Source organism: Fervidobacterium pennivorans (genome assembly GCF_001644665.1).
GTDB lineage: Bacteria > Thermotogota > Thermotogae > Thermotogales > Fervidobacteriaceae > Fervidobacterium > Fervidobacterium ngatamarikiense.
Map to the genome: position 1 here is coordinate 1,847,196 of NZ_CP011393.1, position 13,532 is coordinate 1,860,727.

13 protein-coding genes and 1 tRNA gene are annotated in these 13,532 nt (G+C 37.7%); 10 read left to right on the forward strand and 4 right to left on the reverse strand.

Features of this window, described 5'->3' with window-relative positions; translation table 11 throughout:
• The first annotated feature begins 96 nt into the window (after positions 1-96).
• On the forward strand, positions 97-1,245 hold the full coding sequence (locus tag JM64_RS08555; protein WP_064012262.1) for a CapA family protein: 1,149 nt from the start codon (positions 97-99) through the stop codon (positions 1,243-1,245).
• An 81-nt stretch (positions 1,246-1,326) separates the two neighbouring features.
• On the opposite strand, the gene JM64_RS08560 is transcribed toward JM64_RS08555, so the two are convergent.
• Positions 1,327-1,402 (reverse strand) — tRNA-Asn (locus JM64_RS08560).
• 269 nt (positions 1,403-1,671) lie between these two features.
• Here JM64_RS08560 and JM64_RS08565 point away from each other — a divergent pair.
• Positions 1,672-1,878, forward strand: coding sequence for an FmdB family zinc ribbon protein (locus JM64_RS08565; RefSeq protein WP_064012263.1), 207 nt, complete (start codon positions 1,672-1,674; stop codon positions 1,876-1,878).
• Between the two features lie 51 nt (positions 1,879-1,929).
• On the opposite strand, the gene JM64_RS08570 is transcribed toward JM64_RS08565, so the two are convergent.
• Both JM64_RS08570 and JM64_RS08575 read right to left on the reverse strand, forming a co-directional pair.
• Entirely contained in the window at positions 1,930-2,130 is a 201-nt protein-coding gene (locus tag JM64_RS08570) for a cold shock domain-containing protein (protein ID WP_033191834.1), read from the reverse strand.
• A gap of 229 nt (positions 2,131-2,359) precedes the next feature.
• The gene (locus JM64_RS08575) at positions 2,360-2,560 is read right to left on the reverse strand and encodes a cold shock domain-containing protein (RefSeq protein WP_014451689.1); all 201 of its coding nucleotides are present in this window, start codon (positions 2,558-2,560) and stop codon (positions 2,360-2,362) included.
• Positions 2,561-2,907: 347 nt separating this feature from the next.
• On the opposite strand from JM64_RS08575, the gene JM64_RS09815 reads away from it, so the two are divergent.
• The 8 genes from JM64_RS09815 (at position 2,908) to JM64_RS08615 (ending at position 12,921) form a co-directional block, all read left to right on the forward strand.
• A complete protein-coding gene (locus JM64_RS09815) occupies positions 2,908-4,785 on the forward strand; it encodes a putative glycoside hydrolase (protein WP_082868373.1) in 1,878 nt (625 codons plus the stop codon).
• Between the two features lie 89 nt (positions 4,786-4,874).
• Positions 4,875-5,123 carry a S4 domain-containing protein gene (locus JM64_RS08585; RefSeq protein WP_064012615.1) on the forward strand — a complete coding sequence of 83 codons (249 nt, stop codon included), beginning with the start codon at positions 4,875-4,877 and terminating at the stop codon, positions 5,121-5,123.
• Positions 5,107-7,428 (forward strand): diguanylate cyclase domain-containing protein, encoded by a 2,322-nt coding sequence (locus JM64_RS08590; RefSeq protein ID WP_064012264.1) that lies wholly within the window; start codon positions 5,107-5,109, stop codon positions 7,426-7,428. Before JM64_RS08585 ends, JM64_RS08590 begins: the two co-directional genes overlap by 17 nt.
• A gap of 36 nt (positions 7,429-7,464) precedes the next feature.
• Positions 7,465-9,258 carry an ABC transporter ATP-binding protein gene (locus JM64_RS08595; protein ID WP_156487934.1) on the forward strand — a complete coding sequence of 598 codons (1,794 nt, stop codon included), beginning with the start codon at positions 7,465-7,467 and terminating at the stop codon, positions 9,256-9,258.
• Positions 9,255-10,157 (forward strand): radical SAM protein, encoded by a 903-nt coding sequence (locus JM64_RS08600; protein ID WP_231882366.1) that lies wholly within the window; start codon positions 9,255-9,257, stop codon positions 10,155-10,157. Before JM64_RS08595 ends, JM64_RS08600 begins: the two co-directional genes overlap by 4 nt.
• A gap of 60 nt (positions 10,158-10,217) precedes the next feature.
• Complete coding sequence (locus tag JM64_RS08605) at positions 10,218-10,991, forward strand: flagellar biosynthetic protein FliR (RefSeq protein WP_064012618.1); 774 nt, start codon at positions 10,218-10,220, stop codon at positions 10,989-10,991.
• Positions 10,922-12,079 (forward strand): flagellar biosynthesis protein FlhB, encoded by a 1,158-nt coding sequence (gene flhB / locus JM64_RS08610; protein ID WP_064012265.1) that lies wholly within the window; start codon positions 10,922-10,924, stop codon positions 12,077-12,079. Before JM64_RS08605 ends, flhB begins: the two co-directional genes overlap by 70 nt.
• A 50-nt stretch (positions 12,080-12,129) precedes the next feature.
• Positions 12,130-12,921, forward strand: a complete 792-nt coding sequence (locus tag JM64_RS08615) for a hypothetical protein (protein ID WP_064012266.1) — start codon at positions 12,130-12,132, stop codon at positions 12,919-12,921.
• On the opposite strand, the gene JM64_RS08620 is transcribed toward JM64_RS08615, so the two are convergent.
• Positions 12,918-13,529 carry a lysoplasmalogenase gene (locus JM64_RS08620; protein ID WP_064012267.1) on the reverse strand — a complete coding sequence of 204 codons (612 nt, stop codon included), beginning with the start codon at positions 13,527-13,529 and terminating at the stop codon, positions 12,918-12,920. The two genes, JM64_RS08615 and JM64_RS08620, sit on opposite strands and share 4 nt — an antisense overlap.
• Between the last annotated feature and the right edge of the window lie 3 nt (positions 13,530-13,532).

Here is a 13,532-nt window from a genome sequence, read left to right on the forward strand (position 1 = left end):
AATAACCGTAAAAAAGAACCCGGGCAACCGGGTTCTTATTAATACATTTACATGTAAAGCTGGGATGTTGCTGTGGATTTGTCAAACTTATATAAAATGGGAAAATTTTCCAACGTAGTTTTTTGGTCAGTACTTTTTTACTTGAATCTTTTTCTCTGTTCTCTTTTATTCTCCATAGAAATAACACTCTCTCTAGTTGGGGACGTCATGTTTCACATGCCTACTGTAAATTCCGCGTATTCAAACGGGAAGTACCATTTTGAAAACATCTTTGAACACGTAAAAAAATATATTGAAAAAAGCGATATCGCCTTTTGTAACCTTGAGACTACTCTTGGAGGGTATCCGTATACCGGGTATCCACGTTTTTCCTCACCTGATGAAGTGCTTGATGCTTTGAAATATGCAGGGTTCGATATTATTAACGTAGCTAATAACCACATGCTTGATAGAGGCGTCTTTGGTTTGAGAAAAACACTCGAACAAATAAAAAGACGAGGATTAATATACGTAGGCGCACGTTTTACACCACTTGAGAAACTCTACAAAATTGTTGAAGTGAAAGGTCTTAGGATTTCATTTGTTTCGTTCACTTATTCAACAAATGGAATCCCTATCGATGAAAAGTACAAATATATGTTTATGTATATTTCGAAACAAACGCTTTTGTCAATTCTTGATGAAATGAAAAAGATATCAGAAGTGGTAATAGTCTATTTTCACTACGGGAACGAATACCAAACCGCTCCTACAAAAGAACAAATAGAACTCGCATATCTTGCATTGGACAACGGTGCAGATATGGTTATCGCAAGCCATCCACACGTTCTTCAACATGTAGAACTCGTAGAATACGGTCCAAAGACAAAACTCATAGCTTACTCACTTGGTAATTTTCTTTCAAACATGACAGCACCTGGCACAGACGAAGGAGTTATACTGAATATAACCTATCATCCCGTAAAAGGTGTTCTTAACGTAAATCCTATTTTGACCTGGGTTCACAGATACACAGTAGCAAACAAATTCTATTACAGGATATTACCTGTTGGAGATTATCTTGCATCCACTGATCGATTTTTGAGCAAAACAGATATTAAAAGGCTATCGCAAATAGCTCAGAAAAAATTGGTTGAAAGGAAGGGTAAACGACAGCCAACTTCAACTAATTTCATTAAGAGCACAACGCCTCTGAAAAATTATTTCTACAATCAACTTATGAACTCTCTAACATTTTCTTACTGACCCGAAGAGACCTTAGAGTGCTTCTGAATCCTTATCGATAATCAATAAAAAAAGAGGACGACTTCTTGTCGTCCTCTCTTTTGGCTCCGGCGGAGGGACTCGAACCCCCAGCCTAGTGGTTAACAGCCACCCGCTCTGCCGGTTGAGCTACGCCGGAACACATTTCACATATCAATTTCCATTATACCACATTCGTAAAACTTGTCAAGACCTAACTTTTTTGAAGGTTTGTTTTTCGATTTTGCGTTAAAATGATATTATAAAACCTTTTTCTTGTCAAGAGCTGTTTTTTGGGAAGTAACTGAAGACATCAGTTAAACAGAGAATAAAACTGTATTTAACGTTAAAGAAGTTGAATTTTCACAAGCTGGACGGTATAATTATATTAGATTAAAAAACAACATAGTTAACATCGGAGGTGATAACATGCCAATTTACAGATACGTGTGCGAAAACTGCGGAAACGAAGAAGTTCACATGCATGGATTCAACGAATCTCCAACGATAGTATGCTCTTCATGTGGTGGCAAAATGGCGAAAACGATAGGAAGAGTAGGAATTGTATTCAAAGGTAGTGGTTTTTATATTACTGATAGTAGAAAATCAACAACATCAAAAAGCGAAAACGAATAACTAAAATTAAAGCCCCCGAATTCGGGGGCAAATTTTATCCTCTACAAAGGCTTACTTTATAATCCTTACGTTGGCTGCTTGAGGACCTTTTGCACCATTCTGAACATCAAACTCGACTTTGTCGCCTTCCTTGAGTGTCTTGAACCCTTCGACTTGAATAGCACTGTAGTGAACGAAGATGTCTTCTCCATCTTCTTTTGTGATGAAACCGTAGCCTTTCTTTGCATCAAACCACTTAACTGTACCTTTCATGTAACAACGCCTCCTAAAATCTTATTTACTCACCGCCGTCCTAATTACAGCGGTTGATCTATTATACACTAATAGGATTCGAAAGTCAATAGACTTTTTTGTTATGGAAAAACAATAAGAATGAAATCAGATAGAACATATCTTATCTAAAACCCTATAAACAAATTCTCTTATTACGGGAACAAAAAAGCCCCCATGATTTTGGGGGCTCATTTTCATCCTCTAAAGCTTACTTTGAAAGCCTCACGTTAGCTGCTTGAGGACCCTTTGCACCATTCTGAACATCAAACTCGACTTTGTCGCCTTCCTTGAGTGTTTTAAACCCATCAACCTGAATAGCGCTGAAGTGAACGAAGATATCTTCTCCGTCTTCTTTTGTAATGAAACCGTAGCCTTTCTTTGCATCAAACCACTTAACTGTACCTTTCATGCGATAACGCCTCCTAAAATCTTTCTTTCTAACCGCTCTTCTATTTTTCAGCGGATGATTGATTATACACCCCCGGTGAAAAAAGTCAATACCTTTTAAAAAATATTTTTTTGATTGAAGATAAACTCTTCAAATCCTTATTGATAATGCTATAATTAAATAATGCATATCGCGAAAGTTTTGTAGCTCAGGTAAAAAACACAGCAACTGGGTAAAACAAAGTTTCATAGTAGAACCTGTCCTCTGAAACTAATTTTGAACCCCCAAAGTTATCATAGTGTGGTACAGTGTTTCATAAGTCTTAAAACCTCTATAGGATATATCAGACCAAGTAGGGGAGGAAAAACATGAGAAAAGACAAAAAAACAGAAAAAGAGTACAGAAGATTAAACAAGATTTATCAACTTAGTCGAAGCGGAAAGCTGATGATAGAAAGAATCCGAAAAACGAAACTCAAAATAGGTTTAGTCGCCTCGTTAGTTTTTCTCATAACCTTTGTCACATTCTTCACTTTGATATTTCCTGAAAATAGTGTCTCAACCACCAAAAAATTGGAGAGCATAAGCATCTCTTCAAATAGTACAGCAACTTATTTGGAGACTACCCTGTCAACAACCATAACAGATAGCATTACTACAAACAGCACCGAAACATCTTTTTACGCCAAGATATATTCACCAACAACAAACGAACTCTCAGAAACCAGTTTGGTCTTGTTGGTACCACAAGAGACGAAGACCAATTTATCGAAATTATCGAACAAAAACGATAAAGATAATAGTAGTAAACTAGAGCAAAACAAAGGACAATCCAGTGAAGACGAGCAGAGTTCTTTTAACATAGGACCAATCAACCTTAAAGGTACCCAAGAGAGTAACATTATACAGACCGAAGAAGAATCTACAAAGGAAAGCCAAGGTACGGACATTAAAACAGCGATTACGTCTTCTCCTTCAAAATATCATTACGTTATTGCCTACAATATAAGCGTTTTTGACTCCCCTGAAAACGGAAAAGTTATAGACACGCTAAAATATGCTACATATGTTGAAAAGTTAGATGAAGTTACGTACAACAACGTGAATTTTTCAAAAGTCAGATATAATACACCAAGTGGAGTGAGAGAAGGATGGATCCGTTCAAGTTTTTTAAGCAACACGTTAAAATCTATAACAGGTAAGGAATACAACGAACTAGTATTCGAGCCTTTCAAAAAGATTAAGGCACGAGTCGATGATGTAAGAGGCATATATCTCACACGAACATCATTTAGCAACGTCCAAAAAATCAAGCACTGGGTAGAATTTGCAAAATCAACAAATATAAATGCATTTGTTGTGGATGTTAAAGACGATGACGGTTTTATGCTTTTCGAAACAAGTGCAGCAGCTGAATTTGTTCCTGAAGCAAATGCTAGGGCTTACTATAAAAAAGAAGAGATGAAGGAAATCGTAAAAGAGCTTAAGGACCAAGGCTTGTACTTAATCGCAAGAATTGTTTGTTTCAAAGATCCTTCTTATGCACGTGCTCACAAAGACAGGGCAATAGTATACAAAGACACTGGAGAACCTTACATGGGAATCTACAAAGTACCGTGGGCATCGGCATACGATAGACAACTGTGGGAATACAACGTGAGAGTTGCTATAGAGGCAGTCGAAGTCGGTTTCGATGAAATTCAGTATGACTACGTCAGATTTCCGGAGCTCTCTAAGGAAACTCGCCAGAGGGTAAATTTAAGACAGGTTGGAGATGAATCTTTCGCAGAAGCAATTCAAAAGTTTTTGATTTACTCGAAACGAAAGCTTGAACCTTATAACGTTCCTTTGGCAGCGGATGTTTTTGGTCTCGTTTCAACCGCTGTTGATGATGTTGGTATTGGCCAATACTGGGAAGCTGTTTCAAACGTTGTGGATTACATATGTCCGATGGTATACCCAAGCCATTATGCGCCAGGCTCTTTTGGATTGAGTGTACCTGATGCATATCCTTATGAGACAATTTACAACGCTCTAAAAGATGGAATTAGGCGAAATCTGCACATACCAACTCCGGCAAAGATTAGACCTTGGCTCCAGTCGTTTACTACAACGTGGGTCAGGGGACATATAGTATACGACGAAGAAGCTATCCGAAAACAGATAAAAGCTGCTAAAGATTTGGGAATAAACGAATACATGTTATGGAACGCATCAAACAATTACAAGAGAATGTGGTATAAATGAATTTTTTTGTTCGTATCTCGAACTATATAACATTTTGTGGTATAATAAATTTTGGATGCTCAATACTTAAAAACTCCGGTGGTGAGCACATGCGCTTGGATAAATTTCTTAAAATAAACCGAATAATAAAAAGAAGAACCATAGCCCAAGAAGTTGCAAAAGCCGGACTTGTGAAAAAAGATGGAAAGGTTCTAAAGCCATCTTACGAAGTCAAACCCGGAGACATCTTGGAAGTTTCATATGGAAGACGTACTTTGAAAATTTTAGTTACCGATGATATGAAATGCCGAATTCTTGAGGAGACATTCCGAGGTGACGAAGATGAGAAGTCTAATTGAAAATCACATCGACGATTTTTTGGAAATTCTTACTTACGAAAAGAGATTTTGGAAGGACTTTTGGGAGAAGTTACCGTTCAAGCCAATTACTGAGAATTATGCTAACCACTTCGAAGATTTCTACGAAAAACTGGTTAATCTTTCTCGTAACCAATTGACCGAATTCTCACATGTATATGAAGAAAACAAGGAAAGGATAAAAGAAGAGCTTTCCATAAGACTTCGGAAGAATGCCCGCGATTTGGAATTGTCACGTGAGGATTTTGTGATTTACCTTATAGTAGGCATAGGTGAAAAGGATTGGGTTGTTGTTGATGGTAAGCACGAAAAAGTAATTGTTTTTGACGTCTTTTCGCTTTGGAAAAAAGGGAAATTCCCGTTTCTTGCCGACGCAGTCTACCAAGCTGTTATACATTTCAGACATGGGGCATCGGAAGGAAATTATTATGACAAGTCTGAGATATTCTCAAAATTAAAGGATGAAATCACCAAACTCGACAATGAGAACATCCTGCAAAATATCTGTGAGCTTTTGGATAAATATGTTCCCTATTACAATTGGACAGGATTCTATTTGATGGACGAAAAAGAAGAAGGAGTGCTTGTCTTAGGACCATACGTTGGAGAACCTACAGAACACGTGCGGATACCTGTTGGGAGAGGTATATGCGGACAAGCAGCTGCGACGAAATTAACATTTGTGGTGCAAGATGTTAGTTTGGAAACTAATTATCTTTCCTGCAGTCCTCATGTGAAAAGCGAAATCGTTGTACCTATAGTACGCAATGATGGTAGTGTTTTTGGAGAAATCGATATAGACAGCCACTTTAAAGCACCTTTCGACGAGAGAGACCAAGAGTTCTTAGAATGGATAGCGAAGCAACTACTTGTGAGGGTGGTCCATTGGAAAGATTTCGAAAGAAGAATCAAGATTGCTTACTTGGATAGCTATGTCTCTTATATTTTGAATGAAATAGTGAAGTTCAATATTCCCTTTGATGTAAGCCTTCACGTACATTATGATGCTGAAAAAGTTCCAGAAAACCTGTACAAACTCTGGAGAATTGCTCGAAAAATGCGTAATGCAAAACTCGACAAAATATTGGTAGTAGATAACGTTGAGGAACAAAAAGTCGAACTAAAAACAAGGCTTGGTAATTTTGTATTGAACTACAACGACTTGCAATTACCTGTGCCGGAAATAGTAAGAAAAATGATTGTTGAAGGAGCTCAAGAAGTTTCCAGAATGCTCTTCTCAATCCACCACACTGCAACAAGATTGGCGCAAAGCTTTGTGAACACTAGACTTATAACAGAATATGCGCTGAAACCGGAAAGCAATGTGAATACAATTCTGTACGCGTTCTTAACGGGCATAACTGCAGGTTACTCAGGTTCTTTTAACAGAGCTATGTTTTTCTACTACACGGACGGTCAATTCATCTTACAGAAAGCTCTCGGTCCTAGAAGTGAAGATGAAGCTCACAGAATCTGGGAAGCTATTGAAGACATAGAGTTGAATATGTCGGATTTCTTGGAAACAGTCTCTAAAGATTTTAAATCGGCATTGGAGTTGCTATACAAGGGAAAGGCTATAAGCGAAGAGCAAATAACCAGATACCTAGATGGCGAACCTCATGTAGTAACAAAACGGGATCTACCGAAAATCGCAGAAGAGTTCGATGTTGTTAATGAATTTGCTATCATGACACTTAAGAGTGAGAACAAGCTCGTTGGTTTGCTGTTAGCTGATAACAATTTTGACCATAAACCCATTTCTGAATACCAACTCGCCGTGTTAAAAGACCTAGGGCACCAAATGGTTCTGATTTTAGAAAATAAAAGATTCATTGAAATAATGAAAGAAAAAGCTGAGGTCGACGCATTGACTGGTTTAAGAACTCGCAGAGCGCTGGAAGAATTCATGTCCAATCCTCCCTTGAAACAGTTCTCAGTCGTCTTCATGGATTTGAACAAATTTAAGCTTGTAAACGACATGTATGGTCATGAAAAAGGTGATGAAGTACTTAAAAAATTAGGTAAGTGTATAAACTTGAACATAAGAAAAGATGACTTAGCATTCAGGTATGGTGGCGATGAGGTAATACTCATCATCGACTCAGTTGACAAAAACATTGTTCAAAAAGTTGTGGAAAGAATCTCCGAGTGCTTCGCAAAGTCAGCTGACATGTCCTTCTCAACCGGAGTAGCATTTTATCCTGAAGAAGGCGATATCGGCAAAGTCTTGAAACTTGCGGACGAACGATGTTACAAGTCCAAATCTACGGGAAAGATTGAATTCTAAGGTATTGAAGAATTCATGTTACAGGGAGTTGGTTCTGTGAAAAGCGAAGACAGTATACAGAAAGAAGGAAAAAAGAGAAAAACTAGTGTATTTTTCAGACTATTACAGTACGCTCTACCGTATTGGCATCTCTTAGCTTTGGCTATCGTAGTTGTGATTGTTCTTACATATTTAGCACTCTTACCACCACAAATTGTGAGGAAAGCTATAAATACGTATATACTTTCAGAGTCTTTGCAAACAGCTGAAAAGCTTTCGGGGATATCAAAACAATCCCTTCTGTTCCTTATCGTTTCAGGAGGGATTTTCCTATTTGAGTACCTTTCAATACTCGTTACTACATACATCGGTGGTCGGGTTGTTTACGACTTACGACGTCAACTATATGACCACGTGTTAAAGCTTCCAATGTCTTTTTTCGACAGACATCCTAGTGGACAAATAACGACAAGAATAACGAGTGATACACAAAATGTCCAAGAGTTCTTCACCTCAGTTATAACCAGTATCGTCAACGATGTTTTTTTACTTGCAGGTGTAATCATAATGATGTGGAGAATCAGTTCGCGACTTTTCCTCGATATTATTTACATCTTCCCAGTAATTATCGTAGCAATGGTTGTTTTCAGGTACTTTGATATTAGGGCTTACCGAGCTGTTAGGTCAAACATTGCGCGTATTAACGCATACATTGCTGAAAACTTGGCTGGGATGCCTGTGATAAAATTGTTTAACGCTGAAAATTACAAAAGAAAAGAGTTTGACAAGATAAACAGAGAGCTTTACAGGGCCAGAATGAACCAACTCTACGTTTTCGGTATCTTTCGACCTTTGATAAACTTCTTATATTACCTCACATTATCACTTATCATCTGGTTCGGGTCTAAGTATATCTTAGGCAAAGTGCTGAACTTCGGAGACCTGTATGCGTTTGTTTCTTATATAGATACCTTCATGAGACCTATTGAAGATTTATCGGAAAAGTACGATATTATCCAAAACACTATTGCCAGTGGCGAGAAAATCTTTGCGCTTTTGGACGAGCCACAGGAAGAACAAGGCAATTCTAACGGAAAAAAGACCATAGAAAAAGGAACTATAGAATTCAAAGATGTATGGTTTAGCTATGACAATAAGCGCTGGGTTTTGCAAGGTGTAAATCTTTCATTTTCTCCAGGAGAGTTAGTTGCAATTGTTGGCGAAACCGGTGCGGGTAAAACAACGATAATGAACCTTATAAATGGAATGTACAGACCACAAAAAGGTGTTATTCTAATAGATAATGTGCCACTGGAAGAATACGATATCCATGCTTTGAGAAAAGAGGTATCGGCTGTTCCTCAGGATGTAGTGCTATTCAGCGGTACATTATTGGACAACATAAGGCTCTTCCATGACGAAATACCAGAAGAAGAAGTTTACAAAGCTCTTGAGAAAGTCGAGGCATTAGAAATTATACAAAGATTACCAAAAGGGATATACACTGAGATAGTTGAAAGAGGAAAAGGTATCTCTGCAGGCGAAAGGCAATTGATAGCATTGGCAAGGTCTGTATTGTTCGGTGCTAAAATATTCATACTTGACGAAGCAACAAGTAACATCGATGTGGAAACAGAGCACAGAATCCAGAAAGCAGTCAGAGAGTTGTCGAAAGAAAATACCGTCATAATGATAGCACACAGACTTTCTACAGTCGTAAACGCTGATAGAATAATCGTTGTTGTTGATGGTAAAATCGCAGAAGAGGGCAAACATTTCGAGCTACTTAGAAAGAAAGGTGCCTACTACAAGCTTTACGAAATACAATTCGCGAAAGAGGAGACTGCATGAGTATGATTTTGAGAGCTTCCTATTGGACTTGGAAGTTGCTTAATGGAGAATCCATACCCGATGAGATGCCCACTGCTTACCTTATGCTTGACGGGGAATGTATGTATAACTGCGCTTACTGTACTCATGCAAGAGATTCAGAAAGTGATAATTCGTATTTGTCAAGGGTAGTTTGGAAATTAATAGAACCTAAAGATTTGAATTCGATAAGCCTAAAGTTCAAGCGTGTTTGCCTTCAGACTGTTAATTACAAAGGTTATTTTGAAGACGTACTTGACGTTGTTGAACGTCTGAAAAGGTCGGACACTAATCAAAAACTACTCATTTCTGTTTCCACACGTGTGAAAAGCACAAAGGAAATCGATATACTAATGAATTCAGGAGTTAATGACTTAGGCATTGCTATCGACGTGGTTTCCGAAAAGCTTCACAAATTGTATCGTTCTTGGTCCTTAGAATACACTCTCTCTTTGATACGTTACGGAGCAGAAAAGTATCCAGGAAGAATTACAACCCATATCATCGTTGGACTTGGTGAACAAGACAAAGAACTCTATGAAATATTCAAGCTAATGAAAGCTTACGATGTCAAAGTCGCGCTCTTTGCTTTTACTCCAATACGTGGGACGAGACTTGCTCACTTAACACCACCATCTCTTGAACGATACAGAAAAATCCAAATACTCAGGTTCTTGATGTTCGAAACAAATTATACACCAGAAATAGATTTTGATGAGGATGGCAATCTGAAGATATTAAAATACGATAACTCTATAGATATATCAAAAGCCTTCCTTACATCCGGATGCACCCATTGTACAAGACCTTACTACAACGACAGTCCAAGGAATAAAGTGTTGTATAATTATCATACAATCATAGAGACTCAAAAGAAATGATTCTATAAACCATGATTTTTGGAAAATTTCGCCTAACAAGTGAGGCGATTTTTGTTGAATATGAATCAGTTCTACGACTTGCTTCAAAGGTATGCATTAAGTTACGGATTAATTCTTACGCGTTTAACAGGCATGATGGTAATTGCCCCGCTATTTGCTGGGTTTTCATTACCGTTGGAGATAATGGTTATACTGCTTCTAGCACTTGGATACGTCACATTGCCTAATGTTGCCATTCCTGTTTCTTTGCCTATGCCAATAATCACAATTGCTGGCTCGGCACTGTACAACTTTTTCATAGGTTTCGTTATCGGATTGATAGGATACACCATTGTTAGTTCAGTCTACGTTGGAAGCGAAATTTTTGGTATCCAGTCGGGATTCAATGTAAGTGGTTCGCTAGACCCGACTATGGAAGAATCACCTTTAACAAGCGAGTTCATCTACTTGGTATCAGTCTACATATTCGTCTCTTTAAAAGGTCACCTACTTCTTTACAAGGCTGTTGTCGAGTCTTTTCAAAAATACCCGATTCTTATTTCTGAAATTTCTTTCAAAAACATCAGTGAGCAATATGTAAGAATCTTTACCGATGCGTTTCTGTTCTCCTTGCAAATAGCGTTACCTATAATAGGTCTTATGTTTTTAATAAACGTACTTTTTGGAATTCTCTCTAGACTTGTTCCTCAAATGAACGTTTTTATGGTTGCTATGCCTGCTTCAACGCTGATACTTTTTGCTGTGCTTGTGGGGATGATACCTGTATGGGTAGAATTGATATCACGGATGGTTTACAGATTGGAACCATATCTCAGTCAGCTACTAGCAAAATAGCCAAAATAAATCTGCAACTATTCGCGGACCCTGACAAAACAGAAAAAGCAACACCACGTAAAAGACAAAAGGCAAGAGAAGAAGGTCAGGTTCCCGTCTCGCGCGAATTCATCTCCGGCCTTGGCTTTCTATTTGTAGCAACTCTCTTTTTATTTACCGGTAAGCAGCTACTAAATGCGTTAATAAATGGAACGATATCCACCTTCGAGATATCAGATGTCGAGATAAGAACTTTCGAGGACTTTCTAATATATGGTGTCAAGCCTTTCACATCTGCTTTTGTGTTCCTCTCTTTTCTGGTACTCAGCGCCGCACTTTTTTCCCTCACAATTGGACTACTGCAAACCAGGTTCCTTTTCACACTCAAGCCTCTGAAATTTGACTTTAACCGTCTCAATCCGATAAGTGGGTTCAAAAGGATGTTTTCGCTTAGGTCCCTTTTCGAATTAGCGAAAGCTATTGCAAAATTATTAATCGTGGGTTTCGTTGGCTACAGTGTGATTAAAGGGAATTTCCAAAAGATAATGATAACAGCTGATTCCAGTTTAATTGACGGTGCTTTACTTGTTTGGAGCACCTTTACAGAGCTTATAATCAAATGTTCAATAGCCCTATTAATTGTTTCAATAGGTGATTACTATTTTTCACGCTATGAATACGAACAGAGTATCAAGATGACAAAACAAGAGGTAAAGGAAGAATTTAAAGAAATAGAAGGGAACCCCGAGATTAAAAGGCGTCAGAGACAAATAATGCTGCAATACGCAATGCATAGAATGATGCAAGAAGTTCCGGAAGCAAGCGTGGTTATAACCAACCCGACACATTTTGCGTGTGCATTACGCTATGATCCAGAAAAAGACTTTGCCCCCGTATTGGTTGCAAAAGGTGTTGACCGGGTTGCACTGAGAATAATAGACATAGCAAGGGAAAACGATGTTCCAATCGTCAGAAATCCAAAACTTGCAAGGGAGATATACTATACTACTGAACTTGGAGATGTTATACCAGAAAAGCTTTACAAAGCAGTTGCAGAAGTTCTTGCTTACGTCTTTACACTGAGGGAGAAGAGAGAAACACTCAAGTAACAGTCGAGTAATTGCTCTGGCAAAGATTTGCTTTTCAAGGGGGGAATCTTTTGAAAATTTACTACGACCCTAATTTCACTTTTCAAGAACTTTTGGATTATTACGCCCCTTCAATTTTGGATATAAACGGCGAAAAATTTATTGACTTGCACTCACTAAATATTGTGAATTTTTTGGGCTTGCAGCCAATTAAACGATACAACGAGGAAATCAATGGATGGTTTTTTAACGTCAGCGAGTATGAAACCAACGAAATTCTACCTCTTGAAAACCTTTTACCATTCAACAATGAAAATTTTGAAAAATTCAAAATCTCAAACACGTTATCTTTTGAATATCTTAGGTATAACGAGGTGTACAATAACTTGTTTCTTAAGGTGGAAAATACACTTAACAATCTTGAATGCGTAATATCGCTTAATAACAACTTTCTTACCCAGCATCTTGAGGTCTTTGCAGACGTAGGCTTTGAATTTCTCCTTGAAATAAACGTCGTGCTAACTATTAAAAATTTGGCAAATAGGTACTCTTTCAGTTCTTCTTTTAATCATCCATTTGTCTTTCGAATAGAGCTTTCCAACACTTTCTATGAGCAGGTCTATAAATTTCTGGAGGAGTTTAGAGACTTTAATAAAAAGATTTCTGAACGAATACCAGTCCTTTACAGCCAATTCAGACAACTTCCGAAATCAGATGAACTTGCACGCATCTTACTGAATAGTTCGATAGATAGTTTCACTAAAACAATCTATAATTACGGAAGTATAGAGTTATTCATCGATGATTTGAGAAAACTGGCTGAATTGTTGTCCTTGTTTACTGAGAATTCAAAGTTAGATTAAAGAACTACACTTAACGAGATAAATAACTGTCCAGCAAAATACAACGACAGAACTAATAAATCCCTGTTCGGAATTCTTCTAACATACTTATCATATGAAAGGAATAAATCCGATAAAAAGAAAAGAATTGCCCCAGAAAAAGCCACAATACGTACCGAAGAAAACGCAACCATCGTGCATATTGCTAAAACGTATAAAAAAACCGCAAGTTTTTCTTTGCTTAAGAATCTTTTAAGAAAAAGAAAATAGCCAAAACCACTCAGCAAGAGCGTAACTATAATACCGAATGACGGGATTTCCCACATTTTGTAAAACCCAAGAACATAGAAAATATGGCCTAATAAAAATGCGCCCATACCATGGATGAAAAATCTATCAAATTCTAAGAAAAAATCGCCCAAGGCTCCGGATAAAAGACCAAAAGCGACTAATAATTCAACCTTGTTATTATGATTCAGAAATACAGAATCCGACAATACAGCCAAAAACAGTGTTAGAGTCGTGAGAACCTTGAGTAAAATTGAAAGGTTTTCAAGAACCTTCAATTGTTTTAAAACGATTGTTAGCGATGCAAGTATTGTCGCTGTTGTTAGCAGGAAAAACTTCATCCT

Bases quoted from the DNA above. Each gene is read 5' to 3' on its own strand.
- JM64_RS08555 (WP_064012262.1), top strand. From the start codon at position 97: ATGGGAAAATTTTCCAACGTAGTTTTTTGGTCAGTACTTTTTTACTTG.
- JM64_RS08565 (WP_064012263.1), top strand. From the start codon at position 1,672: ATGCCAATTTACAGATACGTGTGCGAAAACTGCGGAAACGAAGAAGTT.
- JM64_RS08570 (WP_033191834.1), bottom strand. From the start codon at position 2,130: ATGAAAGGTACAGTTAAGTGGTTTGATGCAAAGAAAGGCTACGGTTTC.
- JM64_RS08575 (WP_014451689.1), bottom strand. From the start codon at position 2,560: ATGAAAGGTACAGTTAAGTGGTTTGATGCAAAGAAAGGCTACGGTTTC.
- JM64_RS09815 (WP_082868373.1), top strand. From the start codon at position 2,908: ATGAGAAAAGACAAAAAAACAGAAAAAGAGTACAGAAGATTAAACAAG.
- JM64_RS08585 (WP_064012615.1), top strand. From the start codon at position 4,875: ATGCGCTTGGATAAATTTCTTAAAATAAACCGAATAATAAAAAGAAGA.
- JM64_RS08590 (WP_064012264.1), top strand. From the start codon at position 5,107: ATGAGAAGTCTAATTGAAAATCACATCGACGATTTTTTGGAAATTCTT.
- JM64_RS08600 (WP_231882366.1), top strand. From the start codon at position 9,255: ATGAGTATGATTTTGAGAGCTTCCTATTGGACTTGGAAGTTGCTTAAT.
- JM64_RS08605 (WP_064012618.1), top strand. From the start codon at position 10,218: ATGAATCAGTTCTACGACTTGCTTCAAAGGTATGCATTAAGTTACGGA.
- flhB (WP_064012265.1), top strand. From the start codon at position 10,922: ATGGGTAGAATTGATATCACGGATGGTTTACAGATTGGAACCATATCT.
- JM64_RS08620 (WP_064012267.1), bottom strand. From the start codon at position 13,529: ATGAAGTTTTTCCTGCTAACAACAGCGACAATACTTGCATCGCTAACA.